The organism is Prosthecobacter dejongeii (assembly GCF_014203045.1).
Lineage (GTDB): Bacteria > Verrucomicrobiota > Verrucomicrobiia > Verrucomicrobiales > Verrucomicrobiaceae > Prosthecobacter > Prosthecobacter dejongeii.
Map to the genome: position 1 here is coordinate 365,134 of NZ_JACHIF010000005.1, position 18,081 is coordinate 383,214.

General features: G+C 60.7%; 1 protein-coding gene. It reads left to right on the forward strand.

Annotated elements, in window-relative coordinates:
* Nucleotides 1-24: 24 nt before the first annotated feature.
* A complete protein-coding gene (locus HNQ64_RS14150; RefSeq protein ID WP_184209664.1) occupies nucleotides 25-18,030 on the forward strand; it encodes an autotransporter-associated beta strand repeat-containing protein in 18,006 nt (6,001 codons plus the stop codon).
* Nucleotides 18,031-18,081 lie beyond the last annotated feature (51 nt).

Consider the following 18,081-nt stretch of genomic DNA (forward strand, 5'->3'; position numbering starts at 1 on the left):
CTTTTAGATTTCCCCCCCCAACCTATGAAAACCAACTCTGCATCCCCTGGCGTTTTCCGCAAGGCCTTGAGGCTGAGCTCGGCACTGAGCCTGCTGGTCGCGACTCCGGGACTCGTCCTGGGACAGACGGTGCCGCCCTTCACTCTGAAGAGTTTGGATGGGTTTTCGACGCTGAATGCCAACGGCAGTTGGGTCAGTCCCGCGAGCAACTTTCACCAGACCTTTGCGATCAATGCGACGGCGACAGCGACGCGCGCGACGACTGGGGTGAATGCCAACCGGATCACTGCGATCGCCCTCACCAGCCGCGGTGCAGGCTACACTTCCGTGCCGACGGTGATCATCGGCCGTGGGACGGGGGACACCACCGGTACTGGCGCGACAGCGGTGGCTACCATCACTCCTGAAGGACATGTGGACACAGTGACGCTCACCAACATGGGGTCTAACTACACGGCGACGCCCACAGTGACCATCAGCCCGACTTTTGGTGGCTCCGGCTCGACGGTGCATTTCAATGCGGACATCACGGCAAACCGTATTTTGACGTTGGATGGGAACCGCACGGTGGGGACGATGTTTCTGGGAGATCTCAGCAACGGTAGTTCCTACACGATCGCTCAGGGTACTGAGGGCAGCCTGATCTTTGACAACGATGGCAATGGCGGTGGGGCGTTTTTGAATCGCTTCAACGGCGTGACGACGGATGTTATCAGTGCGCCTGTACGCCTCGATGATTGGCTGAATTTCCGCGCGACAACAGGCCGCCTGACGATCAGCGGGGCGATCTCTGGGAATGGCAATGCGATCACGAGTTATGGCAACGGCATCCTGTCTCTGACGGGCAATAACTCGCAGGCGAATACGGGATCGAAGTTTGACCTGAGACTGTGGAACCGTGGCACGACGAATACGGGGGCGCAGGTGGAACTGGGAGCCACGGCGGGCAATGCGGTGGGTGGGAATATTTACATCGGCAATGCCACACTGGGGACTTCGGGCCATGCGGTGCTGCAACTGCTGGCGGGGCGTTCGCACCTGGACCAGATCAGCAATGATGCGACGCTGACGTTTGACAGCTTCTCGGGCAGTGGTCGTAACAATTACTTCAAGCTGCTGGGTGGCAGTGAGACGGTGGGCCGCATCCTGGACCTGGGCAGCCTGGCGGTGATTGAGAACCGTGAGTCGGAGACCATCGGCACCGCGGCGACACTGACTTTGTCTAGCAATGCGGACTCTTATGTGACGGGTTTCATCCGTGATAACAGCGGGAATAACCTTCAGCAGGCGGATCAATTGGGATCTCCTGGGGCGAACGCTTTGGCCATCGTGAAACAGGGGACGGGGGAGATGACTCTCCAGGGTGGGAACATCATCTTCACGGGTGGCCTGACGGTGAGTGGTGGCACGACGATCCTGCGCCAGGCGACGAACTTCCGCAGTGATGTGGTGAACAATGGCACCCTGGTTTTTGACAACACGGGGACATGGAACTTTACGAAGACCTTCACGGACCCGGATGGTGCGGGTTCGAATGCTCAGTTGGCTCCAGCGCAGAAGAACCTTCTGATTTCTGGCAGCGGCAATGTGGTGAAGGACGGCACGGGCATCCTGAATTTGGGTGCTTCGGCGACGGAAAATCACAGCATCGGCGGTTCACTGACGGTGAACAATGGCACGCTGAACCTGGCCGGCGGCGGGGCAGGGCTTGGCAGCGTGATTGGTGGGGCTTTGTTGGTGAATGGGGACTCGGGCCTGAACCGCAATGTGGGCTTGCAGGGTCGTACTTCCATTGATGGCGGCATCCGGGCGACGGGGCGGTACAATGCCGCAGGCAGTACCTTGTCCGTCGGTGGCACGGTGCTCACGCAGGGAGACCAGCTTTCTTCCACTTGGCAGGATGGTCTGTCCACGATCACGGGGGACATCAATCTCCAGTACATGAACATGCGTGTGGAGAGCAGCTTTAACATCAATAAAACCAGCAGCGCGGCGACGAGCTCTGGCAATACGGTGACGGTGACTCAGAGTGCCTCCCTCGTGGTGGGCATGCGGGTGACGGGCAATGGTGTGCCGGCGGATACGGTGGTGACGGCGATTGACCCCGTGACACGGGTGGTGACGCTGAGCAAGTCGGCGTCCGTCCCTGGAAATACGACCCTGAACTTCGCTTACTCAACCAACACGGATGGGGTGATCAATGAGTTCACCACCTCCCTGGCCACGGCGGCGACGACGATGGCGCAGAACAGCAGCACGCTGAATGTGGGCTCCTCCCCAGCGGCGGCGGGGCTGAAGGTGGGCATGCGCATCAGCCACCCGAACCTGCCTGCAGGCACGACGATTTTGGCCATCAATGAGGCTTTGGGTCAGGTGACATTGAGCAATCCCGCCTCAGCGGCGATCACGGCCAGCGCCGGTACACCAGTGGCGGTGAATGGGCTGAACAGCATCAATATTTCCGGGCGGCCAAACGCCATCGGCGTGGCAGCGAACTCGGGGGGTCTTTACCTGAACAACACGCGTTTTTCGAACAATGCGAACCGCATCCCAGACGGCACCACGATCAAGCTGAACGGCGGGGTGGTGGAGTTTGTGAATGATGCCTCGGCAAACACGTTCTCTGAGCAGCTCGGGCCTTTGACTTTGGGGTCAGGGCAGGGGCAGATCACGTCCTTCCAGGCCCCTGTGGGCAGCACTTCCACACTGCGTTTCGCCTCCCTCACCCGTCAGCCAGGCGGGGTGGTGGAGTTCGCTGGCCGCGAAGCTACGCTGGGATCCTCGACGGTGAATACGGTGACGGATGCCCTGGGCACGACGACGCGTAACCGCATCTTCTTTAATAGTGGCGTGACGCTGGATGACAACATCATCGGCGGCTGGGCCTTCGCGAACAATGAGTTCGTCAAATATGGGGCAAACGGGGTGACGCGTCTGCTGTCCACAGATTACACGAACACGACGGATGCCAACGGTCAGAACACTTGGTTGTTCAATGCGAACGCGAAGTTCCAAGGCACGGCTAGTTTCACCACGATTACGACGAATGCGAGAAGAGCGGTGAACTCGCTGAGCCTTCAGCCAGATCTTTCGGCCGCAGCGGCAGGGCGTGCGGTTAACCTGGGAACAGGTTTTTTATTGTCGGTCGAGTCCGGTGGTATTCTGGCCAGCCATGGTGGGCACACGATCAACGGGTCTGACACGGCTTACCTCACCGTGGGCACGCCCAAAAATACTCCTGCAGAGCTGTTTGCCATCACGGGCACGTTTAACAACACACCGGCCTCTCTGGCCTCTCTGACGATCAGCGCGCCCGTGCGTGACTTTAACCTGGAATTCAACGGCCAGGGCGCAGTGAATGTGGTGACGATGCCTGCGGGCAGCAACCAGATGACCATCCCTGCGGGGACGGCCCCGGTGCTGATGGTGGGCATGGAAGTGACGCATGCCAACCTGCCAGCAGGCACCGTCATCACGGCGGTGGACCGCAGCCAAACTGGGGTGACGACGATCACGCTCAACAATGCACCGATCTCTGGAGCTCTGGCTGCGGCGACGGCGACGCCCGTGCGGTTTAATGGCGGCAGCGTGAGTTTTGTGAAAGCTGGGCCTGGCACCGTGGTGATGCACCCCACTTTCCAAAACACCTACACGGGCCGGACGGTGATCAACAACGGCATTTTGCGCCTGCGCGCGAATACGAACCTGGGGCCAGCACCCTCCACCTTCAGTGCAGATCACCTCTTGCTCAATGGCGGTACCTTACAGTTTGGCCGTGATACGGTGACAGGCACCCCTGGGGTGACACTGCCGGACTTTGAGTACACGCTGACGGATGCGAACCGCGGCATCACGTTTGGCAATTCCGGTGGCCGTTTGGAAGTGGGGCATCAAAACCCCACGCCTTACATCTTGCCTGGAGCAGCCAATAACAACGTCATCCAGGAAGTGAATCTCACCGTCACCAGCCCCATCCAGGCTACGGGGGTGGTGGAATTGGCTGTGCGTGCGACGCCGACCTTTGATGGCGTGGGCAGCTTTAACACGCTGAATTTGGGGAACAATGCCTCCACCAACAACTACGGCGGCGGCATCAAGACCGAGGGTGGCTTTGACGGTAACATCAACATCTACGGGAACAACAACGTGAACGGCCTGTTCATGGAAGGTGCCCGGGTGCAGTTTTATGGGAACAACAATTTCAGCGGGGACATCCGTGTGCTGAGTGGTAACCTGACCCTGAGCGGAAACAACACCTACAACGGCACCAACAACTTCTCAGACACCATCACGCTGGGCACGGCGACCTTGACCTTGAGCAGCGCCAACGCGCTGGGCACGGCAGGCTTTAAGGTGATTTTGGGGGACAATTCCCGCCTGCGCTTCAATGGCACGAACCAGACGCTGCTAAGCCTGACCGGTGCGGCCAATGCCAGCATCAGCAACGGGTACAGTCCTGCGGAAGGCACGTCAGATCCCCAGTTGCCTTCGGTTTTGACGGTTGATCTGCCGATCAATGAGACCTATGCCGGTCTTCTGAACAATGGCGGCAGCAGCGAGCTGCGCCTGCTGAAAAAAGGCCCAGGACGCCTGTCCTTGACGGGCACGGAGAGTGAGTTTTCTGGGAATGTGACCATCGAAGAAGGCGTGCTGGACATCGCCACCATCAGCTTTGCGGGTGGGCGCTCTTCCTTGGGCACGGGTAGCAATGGGGCGGCGTCTGAGATCGTCATTGATGGCGGCGGGCTGTCCTTCAGCCCACGTGGCCAGCAGTTTACCAACCGCTCCATCACCATCGGTGAGGGGCCGGATGCGGCGACTTTGGTGGCGAACGGGGTGAACCAGGCGGCACGTGTCATCCTGGGCTCCTCCTTGATCTTGTTCCCTGGCCAGCCAAATGAGGAAAGCCTGGTCAGTGAAAGAGTGGGCATGCTGGGCAATGGCCCACGCACACTGACCCTGAGCGGAGTGAACACGGGGGACAATGAGTTCCAGCTCCAGCTTTCGGATAAATCCGCCACGGCAGCGACTTCACTGCTGAAGATCGGCCCCGGGACCTGGGGCGTGGGCACTGCGGGCGACTTTAGCGGGCAGGTGACGGTACAGGAAGGGGTCTTGGCCGTGCTGGCCAATGGCGCTCTGGGCACACCGGGCATCCCCACCACGGTCTTGGTCTCTCCGGTCAATAAACTGACCGGGCGGCTGCCCAACGGCACGGAAGTGACCTTCCCCAGAATGTCCACCACCATCTTCCCGCAGGGGATGAAGGCGAACACCCGGTACTATGTGGTGGAATCTGACAAGCCAAACGGCACCTTCAAAATCGCCACCACTCCGGGTGGGACGGCGGTGAATCTAGTCGCCCTGACGAGAATCAACGAAGATTTTGAAGAGGTGCCGATTTTACCCTTCGATGTGACCTACGTGCCGAATGTGCAGGCCGTGGCCTCCACCTATGGGGATGATGCGACGGATACCTTCACGGGGAATCTCCTGGACGGCAGCGTGGTGAACTTCAGCTTTGGTTTGCTGTATCGCAATCCAGTGACGAACCAGCAGGTCGCCAGTTCTTTGCCCGGTAATATTTTCGCTGACCGGACCTACTACGTCATCAATGCCACAGGAACCACCTTCCAGGTGGCGCTGGACCCGAACAGCACCACGCCGGTGCTGCTGACGTCCAATTCCTCGGGCAACATCATCTACACGGCCTCAGGCCCTGGCATCTCCACCTCGGGCGTGAACGTCATCGGGGGTCGCCTGGATCTGCGCAATGTGGACTACATGCTGAATGAAGAGATCACCTTCCAGGGGGGGGCTCTCTCCATGCCGGCCAATAACCTGGCCACCTGGTCTGGGAATGTGGACGTGCAGGCGAATACGACCTTCACCATCGGTGCCAATTCGGAATTCATTCTGGATGGGAACATCCTGGGCGCGCGCGCCATCACCCAGCTTGGGGAAGGAACCGTGCGTCTGCGCGGGGAAACGATCCAGCACTATATTCCTAACGTAGGTGGTGGCACCGGTCAGTCTGAAATGGAAAACTTCCGCCGCACTTACACGGTCCAGGCGGGTACATTGATCCTGGACTACAGCCAGAATAACAACTCGAAGCTGGTGGATTTGGCGACTCTTACGCTGGGCGGTGGCCGCCGTGGTGGCATCATTCGCCTGCAAGGCGGCACAACCTACCATGAAGAAATCATCAACAACCTCAGCCTGCAGGCAGGGGCAAATGAGATCTACCGTGACAGCGGCACGAACACGCTGCGCTTAAACGCCATCTCCCGTGCGGAAGGCGCTTCGCTTTACTTTGACCTCGCTCGCATCGCGACGGTGGATAACCTGAACATCAACGGCATTCTGGGTGGCTGGGCCATCATTCGTGACGCTGTGGTGCAGGCGAGCTGGACCATCCGCGGCACCGTGAGCCGTAACTTTGCGGCCAGCACCACGACGGATGTGCTCTCCGTGCCGCTGGCCCAGGGGGTGCATTATTTGATCAATGGTTCTCCTGTGCGCCTCACCACCGTGGGCACCCTGCCAGCACCGCTGGAGACGGGCGTCACTTACTACGTCGTGAGCGCTAGCACCCGCAGCTTCAAACTGGCGCTGACACCTGATGGCACGCCGATTGACATCACGAGCACGGGCACGGCAGGCAGCAACCAGCACACGGTGAGCGCCTACCAGCCTCAGCGCCCCGGCGCAGCCACGCTGGTCTTTACCGCGAACCCAGACGTCTTCCCTGGAGCCCTGGGGACGGATGTCTTCAGTGTGAAGATCGAAAACACGGGAGTGGCCGGTAACATCACTTCCACGATCAATGTGCCGCCCCAGATCACTCCGGCGACACCGCTGACCTACGTCATCCGCACCACGACCACGCGCAGCAGTGCGAATGACATCGTGGCCTTTGTGAATGGCACGGACACCACCATCCGCAACTACCTCAGCGTGACCGCCAGCGGTAGCGACTCCCTTCTGGATGCGGCTACCTACGGGCCACAGCTCCTGCAAGGTGGTAGCAATGACAATGGCAGCCAGAGCCTGGGCTGGGCGCGCAACAGCTCCAACAGCCTGGACGGCCTGGTGCAGGTGCTGGGAAATACCAGCTACTTGCCGAACTCCTGGGGTGAAAATGGCAATACCAACGTCACGGGCAACCTGCCTGTGGGCGAGGGCAGCATCACCTACACGCTGCGTTACGCGACGAATGCGCCTAGCATCACCACTCTGAGCGGGGGAGATGAATTTGGCGGCATCAGCACCCTGCAGACGGGCTCCATCCTGGTTTCCCCCACCGTCGGGGCGAATGATTCCAGCATCGTGGGAACGGGCAGCCTGGCCACCCGGAATGAGGGGAACCTGCGTGACTTCCTGATCCATCAATACAACGAGGACGGTGACTTCATCATCGGCGTGCCCTTGCTGAACCGTGGGGTGCAGACCCGCCGGGGCCGCCTGACAGCGGGGAACCCTGCGGTGCTCAGCGGCATCTCCGATACCACGGGCCTGCTCGGGGCCACGGTGTCTGTGGTGCCTGGGCAGACGAACATTTTGCCAGCCAATGCTACAGTGGTTCAGGTCTTGGATGCGAATACCGTGGTTCTCAGTGGGAATACGACCAACAGCGCAGATGCGCGTGTCGAGTTAATTTTCACGGTCGCTGGCAATCCGATCCGTCGTTTTGTCACAACGCAGAACACGACGACCCAGAACCGCATCAACGGGGTGGTGAATCCTGAGACGGGGTTGATCTCCACCTCAGATATCTACATCGGCATGCCGATTTCTGGCCCTGGCATCCCTGCCGGAGCCATCGTGGATGCGATCTTCAATGATTCAGACATCCGCATCAATGCGAACCACTTCTTCAATGCCGAGCTTTATGGTGTGAGCTCCACCTTCACGCTGACGCCTTCCGTCGGTCTTCAGAAGCTGGGTGGCGGCACGCTGATCCTGGATGCGGACAATACCTACACGGGGGTCACTTTCCTGGCCGATGGCGTGCTGCGTGCGCAGAAGCTGACGGATGCCGGGGTGGCTGGCAGCCTGGGCTTGTCCGCCACGGGGAACCCCGCAGGGAACCTGGTGTTTAACGGCGGTACGCTGCAATACATCGGTGAAAACAGCTCCACCAACCGCGCCTACACCATCACGGACTTTGCCCGCTTTAACGTGGGGCATGAAAAGACAACGGCCATTTTCTCAGGCAACTTCAACTTGAGCGGCACCATCGGGGCCTCGGATCGCCTGGAAAAAGTGGGCAGTGGCACGCTGGAACTGCGCGGCAGTGGCGGCCTGAATGAAGTGAAGGTGGAAGAAGGTGTGCTGCGCATGCAGTTGGTGGATACCAATGCGAGCGCGGGTGGATTCGCCATCTCGAACCCGGTCAACAATAACCTGGCCAACGTGCGCCTCTCTGGCGGTATGCTGGAAGTACGCGGCCTGCCTGAGGCAAACTCCAGCCTGACCATGGGTGGGGCCTTCATCGTGGATGAAGGGGCCTCTGAAGTGCGCGTGACCAACGTGGCTGGTTTTGATCCGGTGAACCTGCGTGCGGGCCCCATCAGCACCCGCACCACCACGGTCAACTTCATGGGTGGTGAGGAAACCACCAGCGTGCAGCGCCTTTCGGGCGGCACGGTGCGGTTTACGGAAAATCCGGAGCTGAATTCCGGCTCGGCGAACATCTTCCTGAACATCCCCCGTCTGGAGCGAACGAATCTCCTGGCCTGGGCGGTGTACCAGAACCTGTCTGCCGCTGGCGGCACGGTGGGTGTGGATGACTTTGCCTCCGTGCTCGTGGAAAGCGGCGGTGTGGTCTCGGCAGATTTCCAGACCCTTTATCAACTGGGTTCCAACCACAGCAATGCAGCGCTGTGGGGCATTTCCCGTCCAAGCACCATTCACAACCCCTCTGAAGGCGGTGCCGTGCAGATTGACATTCCTTCCGGGGTCACGATCACGGCGGGTAGCAAAGATATGGTGATCTCAGCCGTGCAGCAGAGCCTGGTGAACACCCTGCTGGTGGATATGATGGTGACGGGCCCCGGTATCCCTGCGGATACACGCATCGTCTCGCTCAATAAGACCACACGTGTGGTGACCCTGAACAATGCGGCGGAGCTGGACTCCACGGTGGGCAACTATCGCTTCCTGACGACCCGCACACTGTTTGGCCGCGTGGGTTTGGTGGACCCTGGGCAGTCTGAAAGTGCCAGCATCAACATCGCCGGTCGTGACCGTGAGGTGAATACCCTGCGCTATTACAGCCCCGAAGACAGTGTGGTGACGGTGGATGCCGGCAGCACGCTGAAACTGGTCTCTGGAGCGATCCTGGTGGCCTCGAATGTGCGCACGGGTGAAAAGAGCATCCTGGGCCCAGGCAACATCAGCAGCACCGGGGTGGCCGGTGAAGGCAGTGACTTCATCATCCACAACTACAGCCAGCATGCCACGTTCAACATCGGCGCGAACATCATTGATGGGGTGGTGGTGCTGGAAGTGCCGCAGGACAACGCACCTGCGGTACCTGCAGGCAGTGTGCTGGAAGGGCAGTCTGTGATGACCGTGCTGGAGCTGGCCTTCAAGCAGCGGAATCGCATCCATCCCGGCATGGAAATCTCTGGCCCTGGCATCCAGCCGGGAACCTTTGTGCTGAGTGTGGACGGTCTGCTGAGCCAGATCTTCATGAGCAAGCCTGCGACGGGTACTTTCACCGGGGTCGCCTACACCTTCCGTTCCTCCACCAGCTTGGTGCAGAGCGGGATCGGCACCACGATCCTGAGTGGGAACAACATTTACTCCGGCAAGACCTTCGTGCACGGCGGGGTGCTGCGTCTGGACTCGGCCAATGCCATCCCTGGGGGCTTCACCTCCACGGCACCGCTGGCCACCTCCAGCCACATCGTGGTGAAGGACGGCGTCATCGGCCTGAGCTCGGGTGACTTCACCCGTTTCCTGGGAACGGCGGATAACCAGATCGAATTCAAAGGCAGCGGTGGTTTTGCCGCTTACGGCGCTGACCGCCTGGTGAACTTTGGCAATGAGGGCAAGCGCCTGCGCTTCGGCAATGACGGCTTCGTTTCGGACGGGTCTTCCCTGATCCTGGGCGCGGTGGATGCCACGCATAAGGTGACGTTGGTGAACCCGATCGACCTGGGCAGCTACAGCCAGGCCGTGCGGGTGAACAATGGCCCAGCCGCCATTGAAGGGGAGCTTTCCGGCATCCTTTCCGGTGCGGGCAAGCTGATCAAATTTGGCCAGGGCTCCCTGCGTCTCAGCGGCTCCAATGCCCACACAGGTGGCATCGAGATCGCCGAAGGCCGCCTGGTGGTGGCGAATGTGCCGAATGCACTGGGCACGGGCACCGGTCCAGGCACGGGCGCGGTGGCGCTGGGCACCAGCCAGACGAATACCTCGAAGAGCGCTGGGCTGGAATTGACAGTCGAAGGCGGCACCGTGGCCAAGGACATCACCGTGGGCGAGGTGAATGCCCGTGGACCTGACTGGCTGGGCCAGGGCCGGGTGGATACTAAAAATGCGGATGCGGGGTCCTTCTCCTCCACCGCCATGGTGAATGGCGCACCTGCCATCGCCTACTATGACGCCACGAATCAGGACCTGAAGTATGTGCGTGCGGCAGATGCGCGCGGCACCACCTGGCTGCCACCTATCACGCTGGCCTCCCGCGGAGACGTGGGCAAATACGTCTCCTTGGCCGTGGTGAATGGCACCCCAGCGGTGAGCTATTATGATGCGACGAATGGCACGCTCTGCTACATGCGCGCCTCAGACACCAGCGGTGCCTTCTGGGCTCCGAGCGTGATCGCAGACGCCAACCCTGTCAGTTCCGTGGCGGTTCAGTCCACCGGGGCCGTCATCGTGGGCGGTACGTTTGTGGAATTTGACGGTGTGGCCCGCACCCGCCTGGCCCGCCTGAGCCCCACCGGGGTGCTGGACACGAATTTCAATGTCATCGTCAACGGTGAAGTGCGCGCCATCGCCATCCAGGCCGATGACAGCATCATCATCGCAGGTGCCTTCACACGGGTGACGGGCAGCGGTGCTGGCCAGACGGAGACGGTGCGTAACAACATCGCCCGTCTCACCAGCGCTGGGGCGTTGGATACGGGCTACAATCCGAACTCCAACGGAGCCATCCGCGTGCTGCTACGTCAGGCCGATGGCAACCTGCTGGTGGGCGGTTCCTTCAGCAACATCGGTGGTGCAGGCCGCAACAACGTCGCCCGCCTCATCCCGGCTGGGACGGCGGATAGCTTTAACCCGAATGCGAACGGTGAAGTGCGTGCGCTGGCTGTGCAGACGGATAACCACGTCCTCATCGGCGGTGCCTTCACCACGCTGGGTGGGTCCACCCGCAACCGCATGGGCCGTGTGGATGCCGCTGGCGCATTGCAGGCCTTTAACCCGAACTTCAACAATGAAGTGCGCGGCATCGCCGTGGCGGCGGATGGCAAGATCTACGTGGGTGGCCTCTTCAGCACCGTGGTGGGCACGCCTAACGTGACCACCTTTACCCGTAACCGCCTGGCCCGTTTGCTGGCCGATGGCGCGGTGGACATCACCTTCGGGGTGGAAGTGAACGCTGAAGTGCGCTCCGTGCAGATGCTCTCCACCGGTAAGGTGGCGGTGCTGGGGATCTTCAGTGTCTTCGGCAAAGCGAATGCGAATTTCATGGCCCAACTCAATGCCGATGGCAGTGAGGACCAGACCTTTGCCCCTGACCCTGACTATGAAGTGCGTGCCCTGGTGGAACAGAGCGATGGCAAACTGGTCATCGGCGGTCTGTTCAGCAACGTCGGCGGTGGTACCCAGCATTATGTGGGCCGCCTGAATGCCAATGGCACACGCGATGCCAGCTTCTTGCGCAAGGTGACGGATCGCGGTCAATACACCTCGCTTGCGAGTGTGGAGATCAATAACCCGATCATCGGCGTTCCCGGCATCGCTTACTACGACGTGGTGGAAAGCGACCTGCGCTTCGTCCGCTCCAGCGATGTGAACGGCACCAACTGGATTCCATCCCTGCTGCTGGATAGCTCAGGTGGCCAGGGGACGTCCATGGCGACGGTGAACATCGGCGGTGACGTGATCGTGAAGAACTTCACCAACAGCACGGCCAGCATCTCGGGCTTTGCCAACAACGGCACACCCGGCATCGCTTACTATGACCAGGCCACTGGAGAGCTGAGGTACATGCTGGCAAATAATTCGGGTGGGGATGACTGGACGCCTCCGAAAGTCCTGCGCAACATCGGTGTGGGCGTGGGCCAGATCTCGCTGACTGCGGTGAATGGCACCCCTGCCATCGCTTACTATAACAACACGACAGGTGACCTGGAATACATGCGCGCCAGCAGCTTTGGCGGCATCACCACAGACCTGCGCATCAGCCCTACGGAGGTCCAGACGAAGGCCATTGCGGCCATCGTTTACACCTCCACTTTCGGCACGCCAGATGTGCTGGATAGCACCGGCACGGTGGGTCAGTTCCCGAGCTTGGCGGTGGTGAATGGCCTGCCTGTCACCGCGGCTGGCACCCCTGCTGTGGCCTACTATGACGCCACGAACAAAAAGCTGAAATACATCCGCGCGACGAATGCAACGGGCGTGCGTGAGTTCCCTGGAGATCCCTTCCCATGGAACACGCCGATCACGCTGCTGCAATCCGTCAACGACATCGGTCGTAACGCGGGCTTGGTCATGATGGCGGAGGTTCCCGGCGTGAGCTATCGCCACATCCCTGTGCCTGCGAATCCTGAGGAACTGCCAAGCATCCAGTTCGTCCACATCAGCGACGCTGCGGGCTACTCGAAGCTGAGCTTCACCGCCAATACGACCCTTTCAGGAAATCTGAACCTGGACGGCACCGCGCTTGTGGCTCCAGAGTCTGGCAGCACGCTGACGCTGAATGGAAACATCACGGGTGCGGGCGGTTTCCGCCTGAACACGGACGGCACCATGATCATCAACAGCACGGACAACAACTTCGGCACCGGCTTGTCTGAGGAAGCCAATGGCAACTCCCGCGTGACCATCCGCAGTGGCAGCCTGCTCCTGGGCAGCAGCACCGCACTGGGCATCAATACCGGCACGGTGCAGAATCCTTGGTATGGCCGGGTGGATCTGGGCGACCGCAATGGCAACCCGATCAACAACAGCTTCCAGATCGCTGTGGTGCGCTCCACCACCGGTGGCAGCCTCACCGCGCTGGCAGGCAGCAGCTTCACCACAGGCAGCGGCAATGCGGGCACGTTTGTGAATGTGTCCAACGTGCTGGATGGCCGCACCTTTACCCAGGCCGATACGGGTGCCCTGGTGCTGGTGAAGGATGAGCAGGCCAACTCCGCCCGCAACGGCGTGTATCGGGTGGTCATCACCGCGCAGCAGACGGCTGGCACCATGAATCTGGTGCGTGCGGTGACGCTGGATGAATTGGCTGAGTTCACCTACGGCCTGCGCGTGCAGGTGCAGGGTGGCACGGAGCAGAATGAAACCTACTTCCTGGCCAGCCTGGTGCAGGAAGTGAACACCTCCCCCGTCGTGTGGGCGCAGGTGCTGACGGTGGACCGCGCGACGACGGGCTACAGCCTCACCCGTGTGGAAGGCCGCTTTGACCCGACTCACAACGGTCTCTTCAGCAATGCCGGTGGCCCAGGGGCCTTCGTGGAAGTGGATACCCTCATTGACGGTCGCATCTTTACTGAGGCTGACACAGGCACACTCATCCTGGTGAAGGATGAAGAGAACAACCCGGCCTGGAATGGGGTGTACCGCATCATTTACAGCGCTGGTCTGCAATTGAATGGCACCCTGAACCTGGTGCGTGCACCTGAGTTCGACACGGTGGCTGAGATGACCTACGGCACGCAGGTGCGTGTGACGAACGGCACCCATGCCGGGCAGGCCTTCTTCCTGGCCAGCAATGTCTCCGGCCTGAATACTACGCCGGTGCTCTGGACCCGCGATGTGGCGGATGCAAACATCGCGCTGCGCACGGCCGTTTCCGGTTTGACGATTTCCCAGGCCATTGATGTCAATGCCCGCGTGGGTGCTGGCAGCATGAGCCTCGGCTCCGCCACCGCGCTGACTTCCGGCACGGCTGAGTTCACCGGGAACATCACCCTGCGGGATAACCAGCGCTACACGGCAGAAAACCAGAGCCTGAATCTGGATTCCAACCTCGCTACCGGTTACGGCGTGAAGATCCGTGGCAACATCACGGAAGCTCGCGGCACGGCGGGGTCTGACAGCGGTGGTACCCTGCCAGCCGATTCCCTGTCCCTGGTGAAGACCGGCACGGGCGTGGTCAGTCTGTATGGCAATGACAGCACCTTCCACGGCGGCGTCACGGTGAATCAAGGCACCTTGCTGGTGATGAATACCGCAGGTTCCGCCACGGGCACAGGCACGGTGCAGGTGAATGCAGGTGCTGTCCTGGGTGGGGTGGGCTTCATCGGCGGGCCCGTCCAGCTCACGGGCACAGGCACTGAGATCAGCACCCGCGCCACTCTGCGTGTGGGTGACCCGACGGTGACCACGGGGAATGAAGTCCTCACTCTGGGTGGCCCGCTGACGGTGGGACCGAACTCGGTGGTGGAGTTCGCCCTGGGTGCAGGCAATCTCAACCGCCTGGCAGGCACCTCCATCAACCTCACGGAAACGGGTCGCCTGCTGGTGTCCATGGCTCCAGGCTACAATCCAGGTCTCAACACCACGTTTGACATTCTGGACCTGAGCGGCGGCATCACCTTCAGCCAGGGTGGCCAGGTCACGCTTTCAGATTACCTGAAACTCCCGGGTCAATACCTGTGGGATACTTCCACCTTCCTCACCACGGGGTCCATCACCATCACGGGTCTGACCGACGATGTGCAGGTGGACGTGCCGCCGGCTGCGGTGACGGTGAACCCAGGCGCGGGCACGACGGTGAATTTCAGCGTCACCGTTTCGGGCAGCCCTGAGTTTGTCTATCAGTGGCAGTTCCGCCAGGCTGGAGCCCCGGACTACGTCAACATCGGCACAGCGGTGCGCGCCAGTGCGTTTACCAATACCTTCACGAAGACCGGCATCTTTGAAGCCGATGAAGGGGACTACCGCGTGATGGTGACCAATGGTGATGGGGCCTTCACGGCCACCAGCGCCCCAGCTTACCTGACGGTGAATAACCCTCCGGTGATCATCGTGCAGCCGACACCGCAGACGGTGAACCCGAACGCGACAGCGACCTTCACCGTGCAGGTGAATGGGCCAACGCCTTACAGCTTTGTCTGGAGACGCGGCACAGTGCCGATCACTCTCGGTGGCCGCTTCAGCGTGGTTTCGGATGCGCAGACGGGCCTCTCCACCCTGACCATCACAGGCGTGGTGAAGGCGGATGAGACCAACAACATCAACGTCGTCGTCAGCAACCTGGCCGGTAGCGCTGCGCCAAGTAACTTTGTGTCCCTGCTGGTGACGGATCCGGTGACCATCGTGAACCAGCCCTTGAACTCGCAGGTGAGCACGGGTGACATCGCCTTCTTCACCGTGAGTGCCACTGGCACCGCGCCGATCTCCTACCAGTGGCAGCGCCGCGAAGTGGGCGGTGTCTTTGAAGACATCGTGGGTGAAACCGAAAACACGCTGCGCATCCCCGGCATCACGGCGGATGATGACAACGATGAAATCCGCGTGCGGGTGACCAACCCTGCTGGCACGGTGGACAGCGTTGTGGTGTCCATTGACCTGGTGCCAGGCGCGCCATCCATCGTCTCTCCAGGGTCCACGACTCTGGTTCAGGGCTCCACTCTGGAGCTCACCAGCCGCGTAGGCGGTGCCACGGCGGGCCGAGTGGTGGTGTGGAAGCGTAACAATGCGGTCATCACGGCGGGTGAGCGCGTCAATGCAGGCGTGACCTCGAAGGTCTCCATCCTGGAATCCTTCGAAGGCAACACCCTCATCACCACGCTGCGGATTGAAAACATCACGACCGCGCTGGCTGGTGAATTCAAGGTGGAAGCGAAGAACACGCTGTTCCCGAAACCCGTGACCTCGGTCGCTGGCACAGGCTTGGTGGTGGTGGCGAACAACCCGAATGTGGATGTGGCCGCCTCTAACAAACCGAAGACCAAAGCGACCATGACCGTCATCGCTGCTGGCCCGGCGAAGGGCGTGACCATCGGCTACCAGTGGATGCGTCTGGTGGATGGCAACTACGAGGCCATCCCGCCGAGCGACATTGACTTTGTGGGTGTGCTGACGAAGACGCTGACCATCAACAATGTGGACATCGCAGACCGTGGCACTTACGCCTGTAAAGTCACTGGTGCAGGCACGCCTTCCTTTGTGATGGCAGGCACACACCACCTGAAGGTTTACACAGCCGAGCCTGAACTGCTGCCGATCACCTTCCCTGTGGGCATGGTGGGTGCCGACTATGAATACCAGATCCCTGTGGACCTGGGCACGGATGGTGACAAGACGCCGGCGCTTTACAGCATCAGCGGCCTGCCTCCTGGGCTGAAGGCCGATAGCAAAACAGGTAAAATCACCGGTCGCCCAACGGCGAGCAAGGTGGGTGGTTACGCGGTGAAGGTGACGGTTTCCAATGCCTTCAGTTCGAAGCCCAACCTCCAGACAGCCACGGCCACGCTGACGGTGAATGCCATCCCGACCGGTGGGGTGGGTACCTTTGCAGGCTGGATCCCACGGCATGAGCTGAACGGGGAAGTGGGCGGTCGTTTCGACCTCGTCGTGACGGCTCAGGGAGCTTTCTCGGGCAAGGTGACGCTGGCTACGACGGTGTACCCGATCAAAGGCAACCTGAAGCTGGTGATTGATCCGGAGACGGGCCTGCTCACGGCAGATCCTGAGGGCACGGTGACCATCCTGCGCAAAGCGGTGGGTGCAGCTCCAGTGCCACCGCCGCTGACGCTGGCCTTTACCCTGAAGCCTAACACGGATCGCCTGGGCACGGCCTCCATCAGCACCTCCGAGCAGCGGATCGTGGATAACGAGCTGGTGGTGGTGGACCTGAATCTGCCCTTCACCGGCTGGCGCAACAAGTGGTCTGCCACGGTGCCACCGAATGATTACCTGAGTGATCTGGTGGCCCCGGCGGTGAAGAAGACACCGGGTTACTACACGATGGCGCTTTCGCCTCCAGATGCCTCCGCTGCGGTGATCCCGCAGGGGGATGGTTTTGCCGCCTTCACGGTGGGTGTGACGGGGACGCTCAGCTACGTGGGTAAGACGGCAGATGGTCAAGCCATCACGGGTGCCCAGTTCGTCGGCCCGCTGGGTGAAGTGATCATGTTCCAGACCCTCTACAAGACCACACCACGTGGCTCTCTGGTGGGTGAGATCAAGATCAACAAGGTGAATGATGCGATCTTTGCGGATAACACCATCACCTCCAGCCCTGCGACAGCACCTACCTGGACCTGCCCAGCTAACCTGCTGGCGTCTAACCGCACCTATCGCAACGGCTTCGGCCCGATCTCCCTCACCGTGAATGGTGGAGCCTACCTGGACCCGAACCGCAAGAAGCCCACGCCGACCTCACCGGACTACCCGCTGATCTTTGGTCTGCTGGCTCCGACGGTGGATGCGCTGGACCTGAAGTTCTACCTGAACGAGCTGGATGGTGCCACGCCGATCCCTGCGATTCTGGACCCAAGTCTGCCTTACAACGGTGGCACGGACCGGGTGGACGTGCTGGCGAAGAGCGCCGTGAAGGTGCCTCTGGCAGACGCGAATCCGTTTGGCACGACGCTGACTCTGGCGGCTGCGAAGGGGACCTTCACTGGGAAGGTGACGCTCCGCCAGCCAGATGCAGTCTTTGGTGGTGCGGCGGGTGTGCTCGTGCGCACGGCGACCTACCAGGGCATCCTGGTGAAAGAGGGCAGTGGGTATGTGGGCGTGGGTTACTACCTCATGCCTGAGCGTCCGAATGAGGCGGGTGAAACGGTGGCGAAGACACCGCTGATCTCGAATCAGGTCATTCTTGCTCCTTAAGAATCAAATTCCGCGGCCCCGTGGGGGGAAACCCCTCCGGGGCTTCTTTAT

Bases quoted from the DNA above. Each gene is read 5' to 3' on its own strand.
- HNQ64_RS14150 (WP_184209664.1), top strand. From the start codon at position 25: ATGAAAACCAACTCTGCATCCCCTGGCGTTTTCCGCAAGGCCTTGAGG.